At 67.1% G+C, this 23,732-nt stretch carries 22 protein-coding genes; 15 read left to right on the forward strand and 7 right to left on the reverse strand.

Annotated elements, in window-relative coordinates:
- The first annotated feature begins 2 nt into the window (after window positions 1–2).
- Complete coding sequence (locus ABQE89_RS07775; protein WP_448415729.1) at window positions 3–680, forward strand: GntR family transcriptional regulator; 678 nt, start codon at window positions 3–5, stop codon at window positions 678–680.
- On the opposite strand, the gene ABQE89_RS07780 is transcribed toward ABQE89_RS07775, so the two are convergent.
- Genes ABQE89_RS07780 through ABQE89_RS07800 form a run of 5 tightly spaced genes read right to left on the reverse strand, consistent with a single transcriptional unit; the run spans window position 677 to window position 6,721 of the window.
- The gene (locus ABQE89_RS07780) at window positions 677–2,161 is read right to left on the reverse strand and encodes a class I adenylate-forming enzyme family protein (RefSeq protein WP_448415730.1); all 1,485 of its coding nucleotides are present in this window, start codon (window positions 2,159–2,161) and stop codon (window positions 677–679) included. The two genes, ABQE89_RS07775 and ABQE89_RS07780, sit on opposite strands and share 4 nt — an antisense overlap.
- Window positions 2,154–3,671, reverse strand: coding sequence for a class I adenylate-forming enzyme family protein (locus ABQE89_RS07785; RefSeq protein ID WP_448415731.1), 1,518 nt, complete (start codon window positions 3,669–3,671; stop codon window positions 2,154–2,156). The genes ABQE89_RS07780 and ABQE89_RS07785 overlap by 8 nt, the downstream gene beginning before the upstream one ends.
- The gene (locus ABQE89_RS07790; RefSeq protein WP_448415732.1) at window positions 3,664–5,130 is read right to left on the reverse strand and encodes a class I adenylate-forming enzyme family protein; all 1,467 of its coding nucleotides are present in this window, start codon (window positions 5,128–5,130) and stop codon (window positions 3,664–3,666) included. The genes ABQE89_RS07785 and ABQE89_RS07790 overlap by 8 nt, the downstream gene beginning before the upstream one ends.
- Entirely contained in the window at window positions 5,130–5,921 is a 792-nt protein-coding gene (locus ABQE89_RS07795) for an enoyl-CoA hydratase/isomerase family protein (RefSeq protein ID WP_448415733.1), read from the reverse strand. Before ABQE89_RS07795 ends, ABQE89_RS07790 begins: the two co-directional genes overlap by 1 nt.
- Window positions 5,918–6,721: an enoyl-CoA hydratase/isomerase family protein gene (locus ABQE89_RS07800; RefSeq protein ID WP_448415734.1), complete on the reverse strand. Its 804-nt coding sequence runs from the start codon at window positions 6,719–6,721 to the stop codon at window positions 5,918–5,920. Before ABQE89_RS07800 ends, ABQE89_RS07795 begins: the two co-directional genes overlap by 4 nt.
- A 179-nt stretch (window positions 6,722–6,900) precedes the next feature.
- Here ABQE89_RS07800 and ABQE89_RS07805 point away from each other — a divergent pair, with 179 nt between their 5' ends.
- From ABQE89_RS07805 to ABQE89_RS07820, 4 genes are all read left to right on the forward strand, one after another.
- Complete coding sequence (locus tag ABQE89_RS07805; RefSeq protein WP_448415735.1) at window positions 6,901–7,557, forward strand: hotdog family protein; 657 nt, start codon at window positions 6,901–6,903, stop codon at window positions 7,555–7,557.
- Window positions 7,554–8,333 (forward strand): FadR/GntR family transcriptional regulator, encoded by a 780-nt coding sequence (locus ABQE89_RS07810; protein ID WP_448415736.1) that lies wholly within the window; start codon window positions 7,554–7,556, stop codon window positions 8,331–8,333. Before ABQE89_RS07805 ends, ABQE89_RS07810 begins: the two co-directional genes overlap by 4 nt.
- Window positions 8,334–8,343: 10 nt before the next feature.
- A complete protein-coding gene (locus ABQE89_RS07815; RefSeq protein ID WP_448415737.1) occupies window positions 8,344–9,222 on the forward strand; it encodes an enoyl-CoA hydratase/isomerase family protein in 879 nt (292 codons plus the stop codon).
- Between the two features lie 74 nt (window positions 9,223–9,296).
- Window positions 9,297–10,472, forward strand: coding sequence for a thiolase family protein (locus ABQE89_RS07820; RefSeq protein ID WP_448415738.1), 1,176 nt, complete (start codon window positions 9,297–9,299; stop codon window positions 10,470–10,472).
- Window positions 10,473–10,538: 66 nt separating this feature from the next.
- Here the strand turns inward: ABQE89_RS07820 and ABQE89_RS07825 are convergent, their stop codons facing one another.
- Entirely contained in the window at window positions 10,539–11,264 is a 726-nt protein-coding gene (locus ABQE89_RS07825) for a TetR/AcrR family transcriptional regulator (RefSeq protein WP_448415739.1), read from the reverse strand.
- 197 nt (window positions 11,265–11,461) lie between these two features.
- On the opposite strand from ABQE89_RS07825, the gene ABQE89_RS07830 reads away from it, so the two are divergent.
- From ABQE89_RS07830 to ABQE89_RS07840, 3 genes are read left to right on the forward strand one after another with little or no spacing between them, the layout of a single operon-like run.
- A complete protein-coding gene (locus ABQE89_RS07830; RefSeq protein WP_448415740.1) occupies window positions 11,462–12,223 on the forward strand; it encodes a crotonase/enoyl-CoA hydratase family protein in 762 nt (253 codons plus the stop codon).
- Window position 12,224: 1 nt separating this feature from the next.
- Window positions 12,225–13,022, forward strand: coding sequence for an SDR family NAD(P)-dependent oxidoreductase (locus ABQE89_RS07835; RefSeq protein ID WP_448415741.1), 798 nt, complete (start codon window positions 12,225–12,227; stop codon window positions 13,020–13,022).
- Between the two features lie 32 nt (window positions 13,023–13,054).
- Window positions 13,055–14,059 carry a dihydrodipicolinate synthase family protein gene (locus tag ABQE89_RS07840; protein ID WP_448415742.1) on the forward strand — a complete coding sequence of 335 codons (1,005 nt, stop codon included), beginning with the start codon at window positions 13,055–13,057 and terminating at the stop codon, window positions 14,057–14,059.
- A gap of 63 nt (window positions 14,060–14,122) precedes the next feature.
- On the opposite strand, the gene ABQE89_RS07845 is transcribed toward ABQE89_RS07840, so the two are convergent.
- Window positions 14,123–15,568 (reverse strand): hypothetical protein, encoded by a 1,446-nt coding sequence (locus tag ABQE89_RS07845; protein WP_448415743.1) that lies wholly within the window; start codon window positions 15,566–15,568, stop codon window positions 14,123–14,125.
- A 309-nt stretch (window positions 15,569–15,877) separates the two neighbouring features.
- Here ABQE89_RS07845 and ABQE89_RS07850 point away from each other — a divergent pair, with 309 nt between their 5' ends.
- Genes ABQE89_RS07850 through ABQE89_RS07880 form a run of 7 tightly spaced genes read left to right on the forward strand, consistent with a single transcriptional unit; the run spans window position 15,878 to window position 23,726 of the window.
- A complete protein-coding gene (locus ABQE89_RS07850) occupies window positions 15,878–16,726 on the forward strand; it encodes an enoyl-CoA hydratase (protein ID WP_448415744.1) in 849 nt (282 codons plus the stop codon).
- Window positions 16,727–16,739: 13 nt separating this feature from the next.
- Window positions 16,740–17,939: an amidohydrolase family protein gene (locus tag ABQE89_RS07855; RefSeq protein WP_448415745.1), complete on the forward strand. Its 1,200-nt coding sequence runs from the start codon at window positions 16,740–16,742 to the stop codon at window positions 17,937–17,939.
- A gap of 2 nt (window positions 17,940–17,941) precedes the next feature.
- Window positions 17,942–19,555 (forward strand): acyl-CoA synthetase, encoded by a 1,614-nt coding sequence (locus ABQE89_RS07860; RefSeq protein ID WP_448415746.1) that lies wholly within the window; start codon window positions 17,942–17,944, stop codon window positions 19,553–19,555.
- Window positions 19,556–19,557: 2 nt separating this feature from the next.
- Window positions 19,558–20,382, forward strand: coding sequence for an amidohydrolase family protein (locus ABQE89_RS07865; RefSeq protein WP_448415932.1), 825 nt, complete (start codon window positions 19,558–19,560; stop codon window positions 20,380–20,382).
- 3 nt (window positions 20,383–20,385) lie between these two features.
- Entirely contained in the window at window positions 20,386–21,429 is a 1,044-nt protein-coding gene (locus ABQE89_RS07870; protein ID WP_448415747.1) for an acyl-CoA dehydrogenase family protein, read from the forward strand.
- Window positions 21,429–22,637, forward strand: a complete 1,209-nt coding sequence (locus tag ABQE89_RS07875; protein ID WP_448415748.1) for an acyl-CoA dehydrogenase family protein — start codon at window positions 21,429–21,431, stop codon at window positions 22,635–22,637. Before ABQE89_RS07870 ends, ABQE89_RS07875 begins: the two co-directional genes overlap by 1 nt.
- A gap of 54 nt (window positions 22,638–22,691) precedes the next feature.
- The gene (locus tag ABQE89_RS07880; protein WP_448415749.1) at window positions 22,692–23,726 is read left to right on the forward strand and encodes an NAD-dependent epimerase/dehydratase family protein; all 1,035 of its coding nucleotides are present in this window, start codon (window positions 22,692–22,694) and stop codon (window positions 23,724–23,726) included.
- Window positions 23,727–23,732: the final 6 nt, after the last annotated feature.

Consider the following 23,732-nt stretch of genomic DNA (forward strand, 5'->3'; position numbering starts at 1 on the left):
CCGTGACGGGTCCCGAGACTTCTCAGTTCCTGGCTCGGCCCCAATTGGCCGAGGACGTGGCACGTTTCGTGCGCAAACGGATCTTCGACGGCACCTATGCCGCCGGCGAGTACGTCCGCCTCGACCAGCTGGCCGCGGAACTGGGGATCAGCGTCACTCCGGTCCGGGAGGCGTTGTTCGAGTTGAGGGCCGAGGGGCTGCTCGCCCAGCAACCGCGGCGTGGCTTCGTGGTGCTGCCGGTGACCGGTCGTGACCTGACCGATGTCTCTGACGTACAGGCCCACATCGGGGGTGAACTCGCCGCGCGGGCCGCCGCCAACATCACCGACGAGCAACTGCGCGAACTTGCGCGGATCCAGTCGCAGTTGGAGGACGCCTACGCCGCCGACGACGACGAGCGCGCCGTGCAGTTGAACCACGAGTTCCACCGTGCGATCAACGTCGCCGCCCACTCACCCAAGCTCGCCCAGTTGATGTCGCAGATCACCCGATACGCCCCAGAATCGGTGTTCCCCACCATCACCGGGTGGCCGGAGAAGTCGAACAAGCACCACCGCAGGCTGCTGGCCGCGCTGGAGAAGCGCGACGAGGACCTCGCCCGCACGGCGATGTCGCAGCATCTGGCCGCCGGGGCCAAACCGTTGATCGACCACCTCACCGCCTGCGGTGTGATCAGTTAGCCGCCCAGCAGGGCGCGCAGCCCGCCCACGTCGACCTTGCCGGTGGCCCTGCAGGGGATGTCGTCGACGGAGTCCACGACCCGCCACACCGTCGGCACCTTGAACGCGCTGAGCCGTTGGCTGGCGGCGGCCCGCAGCACCTCCACGTCCAATTGCGACACCACCGCGGCACCGACCGCGCCGGTGACCTCGGTGACGAATGCGCTGTGCACACCGTCGATGGTGCGCAGCGCCTGTTCGACCTCGCTGGGGTAGACGGTCGCCCCGCTGACCTTGAACATGTCGTCGACGCGGCCGTGGTAGAACATGAACCCGTCGCGGTCGAGATGACCGAGATCGCCGGTGGGATAGTAGCCCTCGGGGGTGAAGACGTCCTCGCGTCGACGCCGGCAGATGCCGCGCATGACGTGCGGACCGCGGATCTGGATCTCGCCCACCTCACCGGCCGGCAGCGGTTCGCCGCTCTGCGGGTCGACGATCCGCACCGAGATGCCGTCGAACGGCCTGCCGCAACTGCCCCATGCCGATCGTGGCATGTCGGTGTCGGCCCGATAGCCGCAGTACGGTCCGAACGACTCGGTCATCCCGAACAGGTTGGCCCGCGCCCCGGGTTCGGACCGCTGCTCGGGCGGCAGCAGTGCCTGCATGCTGCCCTGCCGTAGCGTCGACAGATCCGCTGCCACCGCGACGTTTTCCCGCGCCAGTGCCTGGGCCTGGTCGGGCCAGCCGCGGAACAGGGTCACCCGTTCGCGCTCCAGCAGGCGCAGGGTGGTCTGCGGGCTGGGGATCGCCTCGGTCACCAACGTGGCGCCCGCCGTCAACGCCGAGAGCACGCCGCCGGCCAGCCCGCCGACCCAGAAGAACGGCATCGGCAGGTACAGGCGCGTGTCGGCGTCGATGCACCGCGCGGCCTGCCCGGACCGCACGGCGCCCAGCGCATTGCCGTGCGAATGGATGACGCCCTTCGGCGGCCCGCTGCTGCCGGAGGTGAAGACGATCGCCAGGGTGTCGCTGGGCGTGACGGCACCGGTGATGGCACCCACCGGCACCGACGCATCACCGTCAGGCAGCCGGTCGGAACGCCAGACATCGCGCAGTGCAGGAAGTTCGGAGCGCATCGACGCTATCTCGTCGAGATACCGGTGCCCACGGAACTCCTCGACGGCGACCAGATACCGCACCGAGGCCGTTCGCAGTGCTGCGGCGAGCTCGGGCGGCTGCAGCAGTGTGCTCAGCGGCACCAGCACCGCGCCGATGCGGGTGAGCGCCACCGCGATCTGCACCCACTGCACACGGTTGGGCATGAGCAGGCCCACGCGGGTGCCTTTGCCGACTCCCGCCGCCACGAACGCCGCCGCCAGATCGCGGGTGGTGGCATCGAGTTCGGCATAGGAGATCCGGGTGTCGGGGTCGATCACCGCGGGCTTGGCCCCGTCGACCTCGGCGCGCAACCTGACCAGTGCGTCGACGGTGTCAGTCATCGAACACCTCGGCCAGGCGCTTCAAATCGACCTTGCCGCTGGACATCACCGGGATACGGGTCGCGGGGACGGCGACGAAGCGGCGTGGAACCTTGTACGACGACAACTCGTCTCTCAAGCGCGTGCGCAGCGCGTCTTCGTCGAATTCGTCGTCGTCCTCCAGCGCGATGACCGCCGCGACGAGCTGACCGCGTTGTGCGTCGGGCAGCCCGATCACGTGAGCCGCCATCCCGCCGGTGACCTTGGCGATCGCCTTCTCCACTTCGGCGGGTGCCACGTTGGCGCCCGCGGTCTTGATCATCGCGCCGCGTCGGCCGATGTAGTAGACGAAGCCGTCGTCGTCGGTGCGCACGAGGTCTCCGGTGTGAAACCAGCCATCGGGGTCGAAACACTGCTCTCGGCTGAGCTTGTAATAGCGTTCCATCAGATACGGTCCGCGGATGCAGAATTCGCCGACCTCACCGGCGATGACCGGTCGGCCGGTGTCGGGGTCGATGACCTTGGTGTCGAAGCCGGGCGACGGTTTGCCGAACGAACCGCGCCGGTGTTCCGGTTGGTCGGATTGGTCTTCGCTGATCGTGATCACGCTGCCTGATTCGGTCATACCGAGCATGGTGTGGCGCAGTTCGGGGTCGGCGGGCCGCACCTCCGGCGCCATGATCGGGTAGAGGTTGCCGCGGCGGATGGCGGACAGATCACGGTCGGCGAGGCTCGGGTGGCGCGCCAGGTGGGCGATGGTGGCCACGAAACCGTTTGTTACCGTGGGCTTTTCGGCTTCGAGCAGGTCCAGTGTTTCGCCGGCGTCGGTGGCGTTGGAGCACACCAACGTGCCACCGGCCAGAAACATGGCCAGGATGGCGTACGCGAGGCCCCCGATCCAGAAGAACGGGGAGTTGCTGAACAACCTGTCCTGTTCGGTCAGAGTCCGGATCTCGTTGAGCTCTATCTGGTGTGCGAGAAGCGACGAGTGCGTGTGGACCACGCCCTTGGGCGCACTCGTCGAACCGGAGGTGTACACGATTGCCAGCCAGTCACTGGGATCGACGTCGTCTTCGAGCGCGGTGAGCAGCGCTTCGTCGACAGTGTTCGGGGGCCTCGCGTCGAGAAGGACGTGACGCAGCAGCGGCACCGTGGCGCGTTCGATGTCGGCCAGTCGCCGGACGTAGTCGTGGGCGCGGTAGGCACGGGTGCCCAACAGGATTTCGACGTCGGCGTGCGCGAGTTGCCTCGCCATCTCCGGCGCGGTCGCGAACGTCGAGAAGGGTACGACGACCGCGCCGATGCGTGCCGCGGCCAGCATCGCGACGACGAAGTCCGGCCCGTTGGGATAGAGGATGCCCACGTGTGTGCCCTTGCCGGCGCCGAGGGCGATCAGACCGCGGGCCAGTAGAGCCGATCGCCGGTCGGCATCGGCGTAGGTGAGCCGGTCGGAATCGCACACCAGCAGCGGGTGGTCGCCGCGACGGCGCGATTGCTCGCGCAGCACCGCACCGACGGTCGGTTCAGCCATGGCCGACGGCACCACTGAAGAACTCCCGGATCGCACCGAGGTCCGGCTTGCCCGACGGGGTGCGCGGAATGCGGTCGACGACCGCGATTTCGGTCGGCACCTCGTAACGCGCCAGTCGGGTGCGCAGATGCTCGGTGAGCGTGTCGGTGTCTGTGCCGGTGTCGCCGCGCAGTTCGACCATGGCGACCGGCGTCTCGCCGAGCCGCTCGTCGCGGCGGCCCACCACCGCGGCGCTCTGCACGGCCGGATGACTCTCCAACGCCGAGCATACGTCGTCGGGCATCACCTTGAATCCGCCCCGGATGATCGCCTGATCGGCGCGGCCGAGGATCCACAGGAACCCGTCGGCGTCGATGCGTCCCAGATCGGTAGTTCTCATCCAGTCCGCCGAAGGGCCGAGTTGACCGGGTTTGACCTCGAGCAGCCCGGGCTGGTCGGGACCGAGCGGGTCGCCGTTGTCGTCGACGACCCGCAGCGCTGCACCGAGGGTGGCCCGGCCCACGCTGCCGCGCTTGGTGTTCCAGTACTTCTGATAGTCGCCCAGCGTCCAGCCCGCGACTCCACCGCCGAACTCCGTGGCTGCGTAGGACGTGAGCACCGGGATGCCGAACTTCGCGGTGAACGCGTCGGCGTCGTCGGCGGACAGCGGCGCGGTCCCAGAGGTGACGGCCCGGATGCTCTGCAGGTCCTCGGCGCTCAGATCCGAATGCAGCACCGTGCGCAACGCCGCCGGCACCAGCGAGACCGCCTGTGGCCGGTGCCGTCGCACCGCGTCGGCCCAGGAGCCCAGCTCGAAGCGGTCGAGCAGCGCGAACGACCTGGCCTCGCAGACGCACTGCAGCACCCGGTACACGCCGCCGATGTGTACCAGCGGGGCGTTGACGATCGCGACCCCGCGGCGCAGCTGTGTCGGTCCGGGCGCGGCCGCGAAGTCCCGCCCGATCACACTGCAGGCCAGCATGTCGTAGGTGAGGTCGATTCGCTTGGGCGGGCCGGTCGTTCCACTGGTCAGCATCCGTACGGCGACCCCGACCCGTGCGGTGTCGTCGGCCGGCCGCGGGGCCGCGGTGACCGTCGGCGCATCGGCCAGGCCGCGAATCGCCGCCGTGGCCGTCGAGGACGTCGGCCCCACCAGCGACAGATCCGTACTGTCGCCGATGACCAGCGGCAACCGAAGAGTTCCGAGGTCGGCCCGGACGCGGTCCTCGCCTCTGGCCGGATTCACGACGACGACGGTGCCGCCCGCCATGAAGACCCCGAGGAACGCCGCGACGTGGGCGGGTGTGTTGCGCAGCAGGATTGCGACTTGACCGGTGCTTCCCGGTAGCTCGGCGACTTGTCGGGCCAGGCCCGCGATCTCGCCCCAGGTGTGCCAGCGGCCCTCGAATTCGACGGCGCGCGCACCGGGTTGCAGGCCCAGTACGTCGACGATGCGGTCCGACAGCGGATGGTCTGCCATCAGCGGATCCTCGGCTCGGCTGTGCCGACGTCGGTGCGCGCGGCGAGTTCGGCCTGCCCGATCGGATTTCCGAGCCGGGTGTAGATCAGGTTCTGTTCGAGTGCGGCGCGGTACGGCTTCTCCAGTGACTCCCAGATGGCCTTGACCGTGCCCTGGGTGGCCGACGGGGGTTTGGCCGCGATCGTGGTGGCGATGTCGTGGGCGCGCGACCAGAGCCGGTCGGCGTCGACGACCTCCGAGACCAGTCCGATACGCAACGCGGTCTGTGCGCTGACGCGTTCGTCGTTGCCCATCAACGCGATCCGCAAGGCCTCGGCCAGCCCGACACGGCGCATCATCCCGATCGGCTCGAGGGCACAGACCAGCCCCGCGGTGACATGCGAGTCGAAGAACGTGGCGTCCTGCGAGCAGATCACCACGTCGGCTTCGTTGACAAAGTAGAACGCACCCGCGGTGCACATCCCCTGTACCGCGCACACCACCGGCTTCCACGTCTTCTGCCATTTCGGGCTCAACTTCTCGCCGGGATCCTCGTGGTTCCAGACGTTCTCGGGCTGCCCGTAGGGGGTCTTGATGTCCAGACCCACGCTGAAGGCCCGGTCGCCGGCCGCCCGCAACACCACCGCGTGCACGGTGTCGTCGAACTTGACCGCCTGCCAGGCTTCGGCCATCTCATCGCACATGGTGCGGTTGAACGCGTTGAGCGCGGCGGGCCGGTTCAGCGTGATCGTGGCGACGTGGGCGGTGGCGTCCACGTCGAGCAGGATCGTCTCGAAACTCTGCGCGGTCATCTGCACTGCCAGTTCGGTGGCCGCTTTTCCATGAACGCCTTGGGGCCCTCCAGCGCGTCCTCGGTGCGGATCACCCGCTCGCGGAACGTCTCGGCAAGGATCTCGGCCTCCTGCAACGGAAGGTCCAGCGTCTTGTGGATGGCCAGCCTAGTGCCCCGAACCGCCAGCGGCGCATTGGAGTTCACGATGTCGGCGATCTCGTGCGCGCGCTCGAGGAGCCGGTCGTGCTCGACGACCTCGCTGATCATCCCCAGCTCGTAGGCGCGTTGGGCGCTCATTCGCTCGTGTCTGCCCGTCAGCGCCATGCGCAACGCGATGTTGCGCGGCAGCACGCGGGCCAGCCGGACCATCTCCCGGCCCGCCACCAAACCGATGCTCACATGCGGGTCGAAGAAGGTGGCCTGGTCGGAGGCGATCGCGATGTCGCCGGTGGTGATCCAGTCCAGGCCGGCGCCGCAGCACAACCCGTTGACCGCGGCCAGCACAGGTTTGGCCATCCGGCGAAACGGGGGAGTGCCCTCCTGGGGCGCCTCCCACTGCTCGTAGGTGGACAGGTAGGGCCGCTCGTAGATGACCCGGCCGTCTTCGGGGATCACGCCGACGTCGGCCCCGGTGCAGAACGCGCGGCCGGTGCCGGTGACGACGAGAATCCAGACGTCGTCGTCGTTTTCGGCCTCCTCATAGGCCGCACGCAGTTCGCCGATCATATGGGGGCTCAACGCGTTGAGCGCCTTGGGCCGGTTCAGCGTGATGGTGGCGGTGTGCCCGTCGGTGTCGTAGGTGATGTCGTCATAGGACATGGCAGATCCCTTCGTCGGCAACGTGCGGGGTGTCGCCCCCTCGGGACATCGTCAATTGGCCGTCGGTCACCGTCGGATCCACCGTTCCTGTGCTCTATGGTCAGGCATACAGTAGTGCTATCTTGTACAAGTTAGCAAGGAAAGTGCACGGACCGAACAGGTGTCGAGGAAGGCAAGTCATGGCCGAGGGCGCACCCCGATTCGGCGAGCAGCCGCTTGCGCAGACCGTCGCCGCAGCCGGTGCCATGCGTCGTCTGACCGGTCTGCTGTTGGCCATGGAGCAGGACCATCCCGCCGTCGATGCGATGCTCGAGCAGTTCGGCCGGTGGGAAGCCGAGCTCACCGCCGCACAGCCGGCTGATCTCACTCCCCGCATCGGCCCGGAAAGCACGCCGGCGCAACGTGTTTATCTGGACCACGCCTTCGACATCGGCGCGTACAACCCGTGCTTTCCCGAATACACCTTCGACCGCCTCGACGCCGACACGGCGTCGGGGCGGGTGACCTTTCCGCTGCCGTTCGAGGGGCCGCCGGGACTGGTCAACGGCGGGTTCCTCGCGGTGTTCTTCGACTGTGTCACCCAACACCACAGCTGCGCTTCGGGGCGCACCGGCAAGACGCGTTCGCTCACGGTGAGCTTCCGCAGGCCGACACCGATACTGGTCGAACTCGGCTTCGACATCGTGCGGGTGGAATCCGACGGGCGGGTGACGTCGACGGCGCGGCTGCTGCACGGTGACGATGTGCTGTGCACAGGGGAGTTCAGCACGTCGGCCTCCCCGCCGGACAAGTTGAGCGTCTTCGACTTCGGTGCCCGGCGAATCAGCGGCCGATGACCAGCGTGCAGCGCGTCCGGCAGCCGAGGGTGGCCGAGATCGTGGCGGCGCGCCTGCGCGACGACATCCTGTCGGGCCGAATCAAGGAGGGCGACGTGCTGCCCCCGCAGGACGATCTGCTCGCCGAGTTCGGGGTGAGCCCGCCCGCGCTGCGCGAGGCGATCCACCTGCTGGAGACCGACGGTTTGATCTCGGTGCGGCGCGGCAACGTGGGCGGCGCGGTCGTTCACCCCCCGTCGGCCGAACGCACCGCTCACATGATCAGCATGGTGTTGCAGACGCGAGCGGCGACACCGGCCGACGTCAGCGGGGCGCTGATGCACCTGGAGCCGATCTGCGCGGGCATGTGCGCGGCCCGCGATGATCGGATGACCGAGGTGGTGCCATACCTCGAGGACGAGATCGCCAGGCAGACCGAGGAATTCGATAACCTGTCGCAGTACGTTCCGAATGCCAGGCGTTTTCACGAGGCGATCGTGTCGCGGTGCGGAAACGAACCGATGATCCTTCTCATCGGATCGCTGGAACTGATCTGGTCGGCGCACGAGTCGTCGGTGTGGAGCGACGAGACCAACACCGCTGATCCGATGAACCACCAGACGATGCGCGCGGCGCTGCGCGACCACCAGCGATTGCTGAGCGCCATCCGGGACGGTAACGAGGCGCGGGCGGTGCGGCTGGCCCAAGACCACCTGGCCGCCGCGCGTCGGAACACGCTTGCCGTCGGCTCGGACAAAACCATTGAAGCCAAGTTGATTTCGAACGCCGAGCACTGAGGAACTGATGATGACAACTCCCGCTGACGACCGTGTGCTGTTCGATGTCGACCACGACAAGCGCATCGCGACCATCACGTTGAACAACCCCCGCCAGCGCAATTCCTACGACGCGGCGATGCGCGAGACCATCGGTCGTCATCTCGACCAGGTGGCCGACGACGACGACATCACCGTGGTGCTGCTGCGCGGCGCGGAGGGTGTGTTCAGCACCGGTGCCGATATGAACAACGCCTACGGCTGGTACGGCGACAAGGACTCCGCGCAGGCGAAGAGTAGGCCCAGCCAGCGTCGACGCCTCGCGGTGGACCGCAAATCGTTTGGCTTCTACCACAATTTCATGGGCTTCCCGAAGGTCACGGTGGGCGAAATCAGTGGTTACGCGCTGGGCGGTGGGTTCGAGATGGCGTTGATGACCGATATCTCGGTGATCGCGCGCACCACCAAGATCGGCATGCCGGCCACCCGGTTCCTCGGCCCCGCACTGGGCAGCCTGCACATGTTCTTCCACCGGCTCGGGCCGGTGGTGGCGCGCCGGTTGCTGTTGACCGGCGACATCATCGAGGCCGGCGAGCTCGAGCATCTCGGCGTGTTCACCGACACCTGCGATGCCGGCTCGGTCACCGCCAGGGCGCGGTACTGGGCGGAGAAGGTGGCGAAGATGCCCGCCGACGGCGTCGTCATCGCCAAGGAGGCGTTCCGGCTCGTCGAACAGAGCCAGGCCTACCAGGGCGAAGAGGTGGCCAGCTACCTCTTTCACGCCTACGGCACGAACCTGCAGTTCGCCGAGGGCGAGTTCAACTTCGTCAAGACCCGCGCCCAACACGGCACCAAGGAGGCGTTCCGGCTGCGTGACGAGCATTTCCACGTACCCGAACCCGAGCTATGAGCTGAGCGGTCGCTAGGTATACAGTACGTGTTAGTTTTGTAACGTCGTCAACGTCGAATCCCGAGGTGGAGAACATGCCCACACCCGTCATCGTCGGTGCTGCCAGGACCGCCATCGGCCGGTCCTTCAAGGGCACGCTGGTCAACACTCCGCCGGAGACGCTGATCACCACCATCCTGCCCGAGGTGATCCGCCGCTCGGGGGTCGACCCGAAGGACATCGACGACCTGATCTTCGCCGAATCGAATTACGGCGGCGGCGATCTCGCCCGCTATGCGGCCGACGCCACCGGCTTGCAGGACGTGCCCGGCCAGTCGGTGAACCGGCACTGCGCGGGCAGTCTCACCGCGATCGGCAACGCGGCCGCCCAGATCGGCTCCGGCATGGAGCGGGTGCTGGTCGCCGGCGGGGTGCAGTCGTTGTCGATGACGCCGGTGGTCAACTGGCGCATTCCCGGCCCGGAGTTGAAGTTCGAGGAGCGGTGGATGACCCCCACCCACGTCGAGACCCCGGACGCGCCGACCCGCGACATGTCGATCACCGTCGGCTGGAACACCGCGCAGTCGGTCGGCATCACCCGCGAGGAGATGGACGAATGGGCCGCGCGGTCGCATCAGCGCGCGATCGCCGCCATCGACGCGGGCAAGTTCGTCGACGAGATCGTGCCGCTGAAGGTGCAGCAGTTCGACGGTTCGGTGATCGACTTCAGCGTCGACGAGCATCCCCGCCGCGACACCACCGCCGAGAAATTGGCGGGACTCAAGCCACTGCACCCGGAGATCGAAGGCTTCTCGATCACGGCGGGCAACAGCAGCGGGACCAATGACGCCGCGGCCGCGGTCGCGCTGGTCGACAGCGATTATGCCGATGCCGAGAAGCTGACGAAGCTGGCCACCGTGAAGGCTTGGGCCGCAGCGGGTGTCGCACCCCGCGACTGCGGACTGGGCGCGGTGAAGGTGATCGGCAAGGTGCTCGACCGCGCGGGCCTGAAGGCCTCGGACGTCACGCTGTGGGAGATCAACGAGGCGTTCGCCTCGGTGCCGATTGCCGCATGCCGCGAGTACGGCCTCGACGAGGAGCTGGTGAACTTCTCCGGAAGTGGCTGCAGCCTCGGCCATCCCATCTCGGCATCGGGTGCACGGATGGTCACCACGCTGATCTACGAGCTGCAGCGCCGTGGTGGCGGCATCGGGGTGGCCGCGATGTGCGCGGGCGGCGGCATGGGCGGCGCCGTCGTCATCGAGGTCTGATTACGGGCGATTTGGGCGTGGCTGGTCGCGGTGGGCGCGACTGACCACGCCGAAATCGCAAGGTTTTCAGCGTTTGCGCGGTTTGGGCTTGCCCTGTTCGAGCAGCCTTTCGGCGTGATCGAGGATGCATTCCAGCACGAACTCGAAGTTGTTCTCGTCGGCCGCGCCGATGTGGTGACCCTTCTGATTGGCCTGGGCGAGCAGCGGCGTGGTCTCGGCGTCGATGGTCATCGTGTCCTCGATGTCGCTGGGCCCGCCGTCGCCGGTGGCCTGGTTCTTCTCCCGAAGTCGCTGCAACACCACCGACCCGCGCACGTGCACCGACACCGCCGAGTAGGTGTCGAACGCGTCCTCCGGCGACAGCCCCGCCTCGACCAGGCTGGCGATCGCCTTCTCCACCTCCTGCACGCCCACCCTCGCCGCGCGCGGGCTGAGTGCGGAGCGGATCAAAATCAGGTCGCACAGAATCGGATTGCCCAGAAACGTCTTTCGCATCGTGTGGGCATGGTTGCGTAAAGTCTGACGCCAATCCTTGGCCTCGACATAGGGAGTCGCGAACACGTACTGGCGCAGTGCGCGGTCCGTCATCGCATTGAGCAGGTCGTCCTTCTTGCGGAAGTACCAGTAGATGCTCGTCACCCCGACGCCGAGATGCTTGCCGAGCAGCGGCATGGACAGGTTGTCGATACCGACGTCTTCGGCGAGTTCGAACGCGCCCTTGATGATGTCGTCGGGGTTGATGGACCCGCGTTCGCGTCGCTGACGCTTCTCAGCGGTCGGTTGCCTCGCCACGAAGGGCACCTCCATGAAGTCGACTGCGCGCGCAGGCCCTTGCGCGCGGGGGAGCGGACCCGAATGTACCGTCAGCGGCCGGGTGATCTGCGTTTACGCAGCTGGGTCGCCGTTGAGCGCCTTCGGTCCTGGTGTTCCGCTCTTCTACTGTAAGACCTATAGTAAGTCTTTCTAACGCAACTGGCGAAGGGTGAAGGGTGGCCGACGAAATTCTCACCGGGCGGCGCGGACGCGTGCTCGTCATCACGATCAACCGACCCGATGCGCGCAACGCGGTGAACCTCGCGGTCAGCCAGGGGTTGGCCGACGCCGTCGACGAACTCGACGGCGATCAGAACCTGTCGGCGGCGGTGCTCACCGGCGCGGGTGGCAACTTCTGCGCCGGGATGGACCTCAAGGCGTTCGCCGCCGGAGAAGTGGTCGCGATCCCGGGCCGGGGGATCGGGTTCACCGAGCGACCGCCGAAGAAGCCGCTCATCTCGGCTGTCGAGGGCTACGCCCTGGCCGGCGGCACCGAAGTCGTGCTGGCCACAGACCTGGTGGTGGCGTCACGGTCGGCCAAGTTCGGTATCCCGGAGGTCAAGCGCGGCCTGGTGGCCGCCGGCGGCGGGCTGCTGCGACTGCACAAGCGCATCCCGTACCAGAAGGCGCTCGAACTGGCGCTGACCGGCGACAGCTTCACCGCCGAGCAGGCAGAGGCGTGGGGCTTCGTCAACGTCCTCACCGAACCGGGCGAAGCCCTCACGGGGGCAATCGAATTGGCGGAGCGAATCTCTGCGAACGGGCCGTTGGCGGTGGCGACCACCAAGGAGATTTTCACCAAGTCGGTGGAATGGAGTGAGGACGAGATGTGGCAGAAGCAGCTCGAATACATCATCCCGGTGTTCTCGTCCAACGACGCCAAGGAGGGCGCGATCGCGTTCGCCGAGAAGCGCGCCCCGAACTGGACCGGCACCTGAGATGGACCTCGGATTCAAGGACGCGGCCGCGGTCGTCGTCGGGGGCGGGCGGGGGATGGGGCTTGCCGCCGCTCGATGCTTCGCCGACGACGGTGCGCGGGTGGCAGTCATCGGCCGCACACAGGCGCTACTCGACGAGGCCGCAACGGATCTGGCCCGCCGGGGAAGCCCCGACGCGGTCGGGTTGGTGGCCGACATCACCGACGCCGAGCAGGTGGCGAGCGTATTCGACCAGCTCGGTCAGCGGTGGAACGGTGAGTTCAACGCACTCGTCAACGCCGTCGGCCCCGAGGTTGTCGGCACCTTCGAAGACCTGACCGACGAGCAGTGGCGCGCCGCGTTCGACGGCGGGCTGATGGGCATGGTGCACTGCGTCCGGTCGGCCCTGCCGTTGCTGCGCAAGGCCGAATGGGCGCGCATCGTGAATCTGTCGGCTCACTCGACGCAACGGCAGAGCGTCATCCTGCCCGCCTACACCGCCGCCAAGGCGGCGTTGACCAGCGTCTCGAAGAATCTGTCGCTGCTGCTGGCCAAGGACGAGATCATGGTCAACGTGGTCTCGCCCGGCAGCATCGCCTCAGAGGCGCTGACCGGCTGGGCCGCATCGGTCGGAGTGGACGGCACCGATCCCTACGCGTTGATGTCGGCCATCGACGAGCACTTCGGCCATCCGGCGCACCTCCCGCGTGCCGGGCTGCCCGAGGAGATCGGGCCCGTGGTCGCGTTCCTCGCGTCGCGGCGCAATTCCTACATGACGGGAGCCAACGTGAACGTCGACGGAGGCAGTGACTTCACCTGAGCACCTTCGCTCTACCGAGGAGGCGAACGACAATGGCGACGGCCAACGAGGCGCGTGAATGGGCCCGAAGCACGCTGCGCGGTATCGGCAATTCGCTCTACACGCCGTTCTGCGGTACGGACGGCGACGACATCGACTGGGACGCCTACCGCACGTTGGTGCGGTACTGCGTCGGCGAACTGCGCCACCCGATGCTGTGGTGCACCAGTGGCATCGCGGAGTTCTGGTCGCTGACGATGGACGAACGAAAGCGCCTGCTGGAGGTCGCGATCGAAGAGGGTCGCGCCGCCAATCCCGATGTCGTGGTGCAGGCATGCACCGCCGCGATGGCGGCCAAGGACTGTCTGGAGTTGACGTTGCACGCTCAGGACGTGGGCGCCGACATCGTCTACATCCAAACGCCGATGATGGAGGCCCACGGCGGCGAAGGCGTGCTGAAATTCTTCCGATACATCGCCGACCGCAGCGATATCGCGCTGGGAATGTTCAACTCGCCGTCCTCGGGCTACGTGCTGAGCCCACAGGAGAGCGCCCGCATCTACCAGGAGATCCCGGCGGTCTGCGCGACCAAGGAGGGGGCGTTTCGGCCCGCCGCCAGCAGACTGTTGCATGACCTGGCACCGGACCTGACGATCTGGGAATGCGACACCACGGTGTATCGCGCGGGCTGGTTACGCGCCGGGGTGGTGGGACCGGCCCAACTCGGTACCTCCGGGTATCTGTACGAAACCCCGGACAGGCCAGTCTTTTCCGAATACTGGGAGTTGATCTGGAGTGACCGCCTGGTCGAGGCGATGGATCACGCTGAGAAATCGGGCCTCGACCAGTTCGGCGTGGACATCCATTCGGGGTTCACCTGCTACCCCGGCCGGCCCGACTACTTCACGCACTGGGGCGGTGCGTTCAAATACGCCGCGTCGGTGCTGGGCCTGCCGATCGGCGCGTACCCGCATTCGCGCCCACCTCAGGCCGAGTTGCCGCCGGAGGCCAAGGCGCGAATAGAGGCCGCCTATCGGCGGTTCGGCCTTCTCGGCTGAGTGCCGGAACGTCGATGGGCCCCCTCGTCGCCGAGGGGGCCCATCACGTCTTGCGTCAGCGTGTTAGTTGTTGGCGCCGTCGCCACCGCCGGCGTTGTCGGTACTGGCCGACGGACCATCGGAGTCGTCACCGGTGGTGCCGGGGGTCTCGCCACCTTCGGCCGGCGTTGCGCCGTCAGCGCCGCCGGGGGTGACTGTGGTGCCGCCGTCACCGGCATCGTCACCGTCGAGATCGTTGTCGGCGTCGGTGTCGAGGTCGATGTCGAGGTCGAGGTCGTTGGAGTCGAGATCGTCGCCGCCGCCGAGCTCGCCGCCGCCGAGCTCGCCGCCGCTGTCGCCGTCGCCGAGGCCGTCGCCCTCACCCAGTCCATCCGAGGGTACGATCCCCGAATCGTCGGGCACAAACGACTTTTCGTTATCGGTCGACGTCTTCTGGAACTTCACCGCGATGGCGTTCTCTCCGGTCGGAATCTCGAGCGGTCCCGGTGCGGTCTCCTCGGTGGTGGTGAAGGTGTCCGCAGTGACCGGTGGGGCGAGCGCACCCGCGATCGCATTGGGGATCTGGACGAGGAAGAAGTTGACGAACCCCAGTTCGTGGAAGATGCCCGGGAACTGTTGATTCGGTGAACTGGGGTAGTCGATCGGGAAGCCGGGCACGTAGCCGTTGAGGAAGGCGTTGACGTACTTGGCGGGCAGGTCCATCAATTCGCTTACCGCCGTGTCGAGTTCGCCCGCCTGAATCGCGGCTCTGGTGAGGTCGAGAACCTCCATGAACTGAATGGTCGAGGTGACCTGAGCGGTCAGCAGCGCACGGCCCAGGTTGCCGGCGGTGCCGCGAGTCAGCAGGGCGTCAAACACCCGCGCGATCGGTTCGGCGCCAATGGATTCGAAGAAATCGCCGGGAATCGCGAATGCGTCGAGCAGCGTCTGCCGCGATTCGCCGAGCACGTTGACCAGGAACCAGACGTTGAGCACGCCGAAGGCCTCGACGAACTCGGCTTTGCTCAGCCAGCCCAACGACTCCGCCAGCGCCGTCGGAAGCGTGGTGAGCCCCCTTTCCTGCGCGGTCAACAGGTCGGTCAGCGCCGCGGTGATGGTGCCGCCGTAGGTGGACGGGAAGTTCAGCAGGGCCGTGGGCAGGGCCAGCGGGTTGGTGGCGTTCTGCGTGACGAACTCGAGAAGTTCGTTGTAGAGCGCGGGATTGGTCAGTGCCAGGCCGAGTCCGGTCTGCGCCCCCGAGATGTCGCCGCTTAGCGCGGTCAGGCTGGTCAAGGTGTTGTTCAGGGCGTGCTGCCAGGCGGTGAGGGGGTTGGCGAGCGCCGACAGCTCGACAGCGGCGGCACGGACCTCCGGCATGGCGGGGGTGGGGGCCACCGGGTTGACGGCGAGTGCCCCGGCGCTGGCCATCGCGACGCCGGCCACCATGAACTTGGTGCGGCGGGAGGTCGACGTGGAGCGGTCCGACCCTCGGTCGAATTCCGTCGAGTCTGCGCGGACGGCTAGTGGCACGATTTCTCCTTGAATGCGGTGATGATTGCGGTGAGGTTGCCTGTGCGGCGACTGAACATTAGCTGAGGGTTACCTAAGAAACAATAGGTATGCCTTTCCTCACAACAGCCTCGGGCTCCGGTCGGTGGTGTTCGACGGCGGGCCCGGGTCCGCGGGCACTTCGCTGACGGCCGTGAGCACGCGGGCATCCGTTCACTCCGCGGATTCGCCGACCCGCAGGCCTGCGGGTCGATCCCAGCGGAAGGCGCTACCGATAGGTGTACAGTATGTCCATACACCGAGCGTGAGCCGCCTGAGGAGGACTGACGGGTGAGCGTTGACGACCGTGTCGCACAACCCGTTGCGTCCACCCGTGATGTTCCGGTGCGCTACGAAGTCCACGACACCGGCGTCGCGGTGGTGACCCTGAACCGACCCGAGCGCATGAACGGCTGGGGCGGCGGGCTGGCCACGGCGTTTCATGCCCGGATCGACGACGCGGAGGCCGACCCCGCCGTCCGGGCGATCGTGGTCACCGGCTCGGGGCGGGCCTTCTGCGCCGGCGCGGACATGGGCGACCTGAGCGCGATCAGCGCGACCACCGTCGACGCCGCTTCCGACACCGATGTCAGCGCGCTGGTCGGCGAGCGCCATCCGCATTTCCTGGCCACCTTGCGCAAACCCGTCGTCGCCGCCATCAACGGCGCGTGCGCGGGCATGGGACTGACCCTGGCGCTGGCCTGCGATGTCCGGTTCGCGGCCGAGGGCGCGAAATTCACCACGTCGTTTGCGCGGCGCGGGCTGATCGCCGAGTACGGCATCTCGTGGATCCTGCCGCGGGTGGTCGGCCACGGTGTCGCACTCGACCTGCTGCTCTCGGGCCGGGTCTTCCTCGCCGACGAGGCCGCGCGCCTGGGGCTCGTCAACGACGTGCTGGCCGCCGACGACCTGCTGCCGCGGGCGATCGCCTACGCCGAGGACATCGCGATCAATTGCGCGCCCAGTTCTCTGGCGGTGATCAAGCAGCAGGTGTACGCAGACACTATGCGGGATGTGTTCGAGGCCAGCGCGGTCGCGGAGAAGCTCATGCACGAGTCCATGCAGCGAGCCGACTTCATCGAAGGCATCACCAGCTTCTTCGAGAAACGCCCGCCGAACTTTCCGCCTCTGAGCCTCTGAAAGGACAGCAACGATGACCCTGGGGTACCGACCCGTCGACGTCGACAACCACTACTACGAACCGCTGGACGCCTTCACCCGGCACCTGCCAAAGGAATTCAAGCGCCGCGGCGTGCAGATGGTCACCCACGGCAAACGCACGCTGGCGGTCATCGGCGATCGGGTCAACCACTTCATCCCCAACCCCACCTTCGACCCGATCATCGTGCCCGGATGTCTGGATCTGTTGTTCCGCGGCGAGATCCCCGAGGGCGTCGACCCGGCGTCGCTGATGCAGGTCGAACGGCTCGCCGAGCATCCCGAGTACCAGAACCGCGACGCGCGCGTGGACGTGATGAACCGCCAGGGCCTCGAGACGGTGTTCATGCTGCCCACATTTGCCTGCGGAGTGGAGGAAGCGCTCAAGGACGACATCGACGCCACCATGGCCTCGGTGCGCGCGTTCAACCTCTGGCTTGACGAGGACTGGGGCTTCGATCGGCCCGATCGTCGGATCATCTCCGCGCCGATCATCTCGTTGGCCGATCCCGAGAAGGCCGTCGACGAAGTCGAATTCGTGTTGGCCCGCGGCGCCAAGATGGTGCTGGTGCGCCCCGCGCCGGTGCCGGGCCGGATCAAGCCCCGGTCGCTGGGCGATCCCAGCCACGACCCGGTGTGGGCGCGGTTGGCCGAAGCCGGCGTGCCGGTGGGCTTCCACCTCAGCGACAGCGGATATCTGGCCATCGCCGCGCTGTGGGGCGGCAAGTCGACGTTCGAGGGGTTCGGCGCGAAGGATCCGCTGGACCAGGTGCTGCTCGACGACCGTGCCATCCACGACACGATGGCCTCGATGATCGTGCACGGGGTGTTCACTCGGCATCCCAAACTGAAGGTGGCCAGCATCGAGAACGGGTCCTACTTTGTGCACCGGCTGGTCAAGCGGCTCAAGAAGGCCGCCAACAACCAGCCCAGGCACTTCGCCGAGGACCCGGTCGAGCAGTTGCGCAACCACGTGTGGATCGCGCCCTACTACGAGGATGACCTGCCTGAACTGGCGGAGGTCATCGGCATCGACAAGATCCTCTTCGGTTCGGACTGGCCGCACGGCGAAGGCCTCGAGACGCCGGTGGCATTCCTCGAGGAACTCAAAGGCTTCAGCGACGAGGAGATTCGGAAGGTCATGCGGGACAACGCCTTGGACTTGCTGGGCGTGAACGTGCCGGCCGGCGCCTAGTGATGCGCGAGTGGACCATCGGGTCGGTCTTCGACGCGATCGCCGAGGCGGTTCCGGACCGGTTGATGACCGTGTGCGGCGCCCGTCGTAGCACCTTCGCCGAGTCGGCCGACCGGACCCGCAGGCTCGCGAACTACCTTGCGTCGCACGGCCTGGGTGCCCACCGCGAACGCGCCGAACTGCAGAACTGGGAATGCGGTCAGGATCGCGTCGCGCTGATCATGCACAACGATCTCTACCCCGACATGGTGATCGGATGTCTGAAGGCGCGCACCGTCCCGGTGAACGTCAATTACAACTACGCGCCGCGGGAGATCGCCGACCTTCTCGCCTACCTGCGGCCGCGGGCCGTCATCTACCACCGTTCGTTCGGGCCGAAACTGGCCGAGGTGCTGCCCGGCTCAACCGCGGACCTGCTGATCGCCGTCGACGACGACACTTCGGTCGCGCAACTGTCCGGGTCGATCGGCCTCGAAGACGCGCTCGCGCAGGGGGACTCCGATCGCGACATCTCGCCCTCGCCCGATGACGTGATGATGGTGTGCACCGGGGGGACCACCGGGCGCCCCAAAGGCGTGATGTGGCGGCAGAGCGACACCTACGTCGTGTCGATGAACGGCGCCGACCACGAGGCCGCGACCGAAATCCACGCCAAGGTGCGAAACGGCGGGCAGCCGTGGTTCGCGGTGTCGCCGCTGATGCACGCCGCAGGCATGTGGACCGCGTTCGCCGCGCTGCTCAACGGATTACCTGTGGTGCTGTATGAACGGACCAGCTTCGACCCTCGCGCGGTGTTGCAGACCGCCGAGCGTGAGAAGGTCGGTTTGATGACGATGGTCGGCGACGCCTATGCCGGGCCGCTGGTCGACGAGCTGCGCAGCGGGTCCTACGACCTGTCGTCGCTGTTCGCGATCGGCACCGGGGGAGCGGCGACCAATGTCAAACACCAACGCGCGCTGCTGGATCTCCTGCCGCAGATCACCCTGATCAACGGATACGGTTCATCCGAAACCGGCAACGTGGGCTTCGGCCGAAGTCAGCGCGGCGCGGAGAAGGACACCTTCGAGTTGCGGGAGGGCGCGCTGGTGCTGTCCGAGGACTACACCCGGTTTCTGCGGCCCGGCGAAACCGAAGTCGGCTTCGTCGCGCGCGCCGGGCGGATTCCGCTGGGCTACTTCGACGACGAGGCGGCGACCCGCAAGACCTTCCCCGTCGTCGACGGGCAGCGGGTGGTCATCTCCGGCGACCGCGGATCGTTGGCGTCCGACGGCACGCTGCGGTTGTTCGGGCGAGACTCGTTGGTGGTCAACACCGGAGGAGAAAAGGTGTTCGTCGAGGAGGTCGAAGAGGTGCTGCGCGCACATCCGGCGGTGTCCGACGCGCTGGTGGTCGGGCGGCCCAGCGAGCGGTGGGGTGAGGAGCTCGTCGCATTGGTCGCCCTGCAACCCGGCGAGCCGCCCACCCAGGAGGTGCTGCACGCCGCGTGCACATCGCAGCTGGCCAGGTTCAAGGCGCCCAAGGCATTCCTCGTCGTCGACGAAGTCCGGCGCCTCGGGAACGGAAAGCCGGACTATCGCTGGGCCAAAGCCGCCGCCGCGCAACGGGTGAACGCATGACGATCAAGGCCATCGACTGTCTGGTCAACGTGCATTTCGGCGAAACCGAGCAGCAGCCGACATGGATGCAGAAGGTGCGCGACGACTACTTCAAGGGTCCGCAGTCGATGTTCGCGCCGGTCGAACGGTCCGAATTACTCGACGAGATGGACGAGCAGGGTGTCGCCAAGGCGATCCTGATGGACAGCATCGCCAAACCGTCGACAACGGCACGCAAGTTCGTCGAAGCCAGGCCGGATCGGTTCGCGCTGGCGGTCGGCGGCGTCAACCTGTTGCGGCCGATGCCGTCGTTGCGTGAGCTGACCGCGGTGGTCGGCGACCTTCCCGTGGCGTACGCCGCGGTGGGGCCGAGCTTCTGGGGCGACGGCCAGTACCCGCCAAGCGATGCCGTGTATTACCCGCTCTACACCAAGTGCGCAGAACTGGGTCTGCCGCTGTGCGTGAACACCGGAATCCCGGGCCCGCCGATCCCCGGCGAGGTGCAGAACCCCATTCACCTCGACCGCGTCTGTGTGCGTTTCCCCGAGCTCAAACTGTGCATGATCCACGGGGCGGACCCGTGGTGGGACATCGCGATCCGGCTGCTGATCAAGTACGAAAACCTGCGGCTGATGACGTCGGCGTGGTCGCCGAAACGCCTGCCGGACAGTCTGTTGCACTACATGCGCACCCGCGGGCCGGACAAGGTGATCTATGCCTCGGACTGGCCGGTGCTCAAGATGCGCCGCGTCGTGCCCGAAGCGCAGGCCCTCGATCTGCCCGCCGAGGTTCTCCAGAACTACCTCTACAACAATGCAAACGAATTCTTCTTCGGACAGGAGAGTTGACGAATGGATCGCTACGAGCTGCGGCGGCTGGACTACAGCCTGACCGAGGATCACGAAGCCGTTCGTGACGCATACCGGGACTTCTTCAAGACCCACTGTCCCATCGAGACCGTGCGCGCGGCCGAGGCCACCGGGTTCGACAAGAGCCTGTGGGAGCGGCTGTGCGCCACGGGCGCCACCAGCATGGCGGTGCCCGAGACCAGCGGCGGTGACGGGGCCACGCTCGTCGACTTGACGCTGGTCGCCGAGGAGGTCGGCCGGTCACTGGCCCCGGTGCCCTGGGTGGACCAGGTGGTAGCGGCCCGGCTGCTCGGCAGGCTGGGCGAGGTGGATCCGGACGTCGTCAGCGGCAAGCAGATCGCCGCGCTGGACCCGCGACTCGACAACGTCTCCGGGGTGCGCCTGATCCCCACCGGGTCGGTCGCCGACCATATCGTCGTGCGCGACGGCGACGAGGTGGTGCGCTTGACGTTCGCGACGCGTCCGGCCAAGGTCGACAACATCGGCAGGCTTCCGATGGCGTGGGTCGACCCGGCTGCCGCGGACAGCCGCACAGTGCTCGGTGCCGGCCCGGGGGCGCTATCGGAATACCAACGCGCGCTTGATGAATGGCGACTGCTGCAGTCCGCCGCGTTGGTCGGCCTGGTGGAGGAGACGATGACCATCGCCGCGGAGTTCGCCAAGACGCGCTACACACTCGGCGTGCCGATCGCGACGCTGCAGGCCATCTCGCACCCGTTGGCCAACATCGCGATCACCGTTGCGGGTGGGCGGAACCTTGCCCGCCGCGCGGCATGGTTTCTGGACAACGAACCCGACGAGCGCCCGGAACTGGCGCCCTCGGCGTTCGTCTTCATGGCCGAGGAGGCGTCGAAGGCCGCCACGATGGCCGTGCACGTCCAGGGCGGTCTCGGGGTTTCGGCGGAGGCGGCCGCGACGGCGTATCTGGTGCGCGCCCGCGGTTGGTCGCTGGCGGGTGGCGATCCGGGCGTCACGGCCAAGTACATCGCCGAGATCGTGGCGGCGCGCGAAAGCGAGGCCAGCTAGTGGACTTCTCACGGGTCGAACTGTCCGACGACGATCGGGCCTTTCAGGAGCAGTCGCGCGCGCTGCTGCGTGAGCTGGTCACCGAGGACGTCCTGCGTCGCGACCGCGAGACCGGCGACAACTTCGACGAAGGCGTGCATTTGGCGCTCGGCGCGGGCGGTTACCTCGAGCGCGAGTGGAAACCCGAGTCCGAGGGCGGATTCAGCCGGGTGCGACGGCGGATCTGGGAGCTGGAGAAAAGGCGCGCCCATGTGCCGTGGGTGACGTGGGGCACCACGTCGATGATCGCCCGCTCGGTGCAGAAATTCGGTTCGCCCGAGTTGCGGGCCGAGGTGATGCCGGGCGTCTTCAGCGGGCATGTCCGGCTCTGTCTGGGCTACACCGAGCCCGAAGGTGGCTCCGACGTCGCGACCTGTAAGACCCGTGCGGTGCGCGACGGTGACAGCTGGGTCATCAACGGCTCGAAGATGTTCACCACCGGCGCCCACAACTGCCAGTATGTCTTTCTGATCACCAACACCGATCCAGGCGCCCCGAAGCACAAGAGCCTGACCATGTTCCTGGTTCCGCTCGACACGCCCGGCATCGAGATCCAGGGCATCCGAACCGTCGACGGGGACCGTACCAACATCGTCTACTACACCGATGTGCGCGTCGACGACAAGTACCGTCTCGGCGACGTGAACGACGGCTGGACGGTGGTGCGCGAACCGCTCAACGTCGAGCACGGTGCGGTCGCCGCGGCGCCCGACGGCCTGCAGGACGTCGCGATCATGATGCACCAGGCCAGTTTCATGGCAACCGCCGCGGACACCGCGGCCGCCAAGGTGGCCGAGCGGGATCGGTCCGGCCGCCGGTTGATCGACGACGGCGCCGTGGCCTACCGGCTGGGTCGCAGCATCGCCCGGATGGAGGCCTCGCTGAGCGCACCGAGCATCTTCGGCAGGGTGGCGCTCGCGCAGACCATGCGCGATATCTCGCCCGACCTGATGGACCTGCTCGGCACCGCTTCATCGCTGTCTGCGGGCGCCGACGGCGCCGCCGACGACGGTGCGGCCGAGTACGTTTACCGGTTTGCGCCCCTGGTCGGCATCTACGGTGGCACGCTCGAGGTGTTCCGGAACATGATCGCGCAGTACGTCCTTGGTCTCGGCAAACAACAACCTGTCGCGAGCGGGCACAAACCTGCCCCGAGCGTGCGTGTCTGAGGCCGACGCGCCGCGAGATCTTCGAAGTTCACGCACGCTCGTCCGAAGGAGAACATGAGCAATCCGTCCGCGCGCCCTCGGCGCAGATCCCTGGTGTTGGGCGCCAGCGGCTTCGTCGGCTCGCACGTCGTGCGCAAGCTCGTCGAACGCGGCGACGACGTGCGGGTGTACCTGCGCAAGTCCAGCCGCACCACGGGGATCGACGACCTCGACGTCGCGCGGTGCTACGGCGATCTCTCCGACGAAGACGCGTTGCGGGCGGCGATGTCGGATCGCGACCTGGTCTTCTACTGCATCGTCGACACCCGGTTCTATCTACGCGATCCCGCCCCGCTGTTCGAGACCAACGTCACCGGCCTGCGCCGGGTGCTCGACATCGCCGTCGACGCCGACCTGGACCGGTTCGTGTTCTGCAGCACCATCGGAACCATCGCGCTCGGTGACGGCCGCACACCGGTCAACGAGGACATGCCGTTCGATTGGAACGGCAAGGGCGGGCCCTACATCGAGTCGCGTCGCGCGGCCGAAGACATGGTGCTGCGCTACGCGCGCGAGCGCGGACTTCCCGCCGTCGCTTTGTGTGTGTCCAATCCGTACGGTTCGCGCGACTGGCAGCCGTCGCAGGGCATGATGGTGAAATACGCTGCGCTGGGCAAGATCCCGGTATACGTCAACGGGGTGTTCACCGAGGTCGTCGGCGTCGAGGACGTGGCGGAGGCCTTCCTGCTGGCCGGCGAGCGTGGCCGGGTCGGTGAGCGTTACATCGTGTCCGAGTCCTACATGTCCATGCGGGAGATGTTCGAGACCGCCGCAGGCGCGGTCGGGGCCAAGCCGCCTCGCATCGGAGTGCCGCTGGCGGTGCTCTACGCATTCGGCGGGATGCTGTCGGCGGCAAGCCGGGTGCTGCGACGCGATATGCCGATGAACATCAACGGTGTTCGGCTGCTGCACATCATGGCGCCGGCCGACCACAGCAAGGCCACCCGCGAGCTGGGATGGCAGCCCAGGCCGACCGCGGATGCGATCCGGGAGGCCGCGCGGTTCCACGTCGAGAACGACGGACGCGTGGGCAGCCGGATGCTGCCCTGAGCGCGC

It is taken from the genome of Mycolicibacterium sp. XJ1819, from assembly GCF_053483675.1.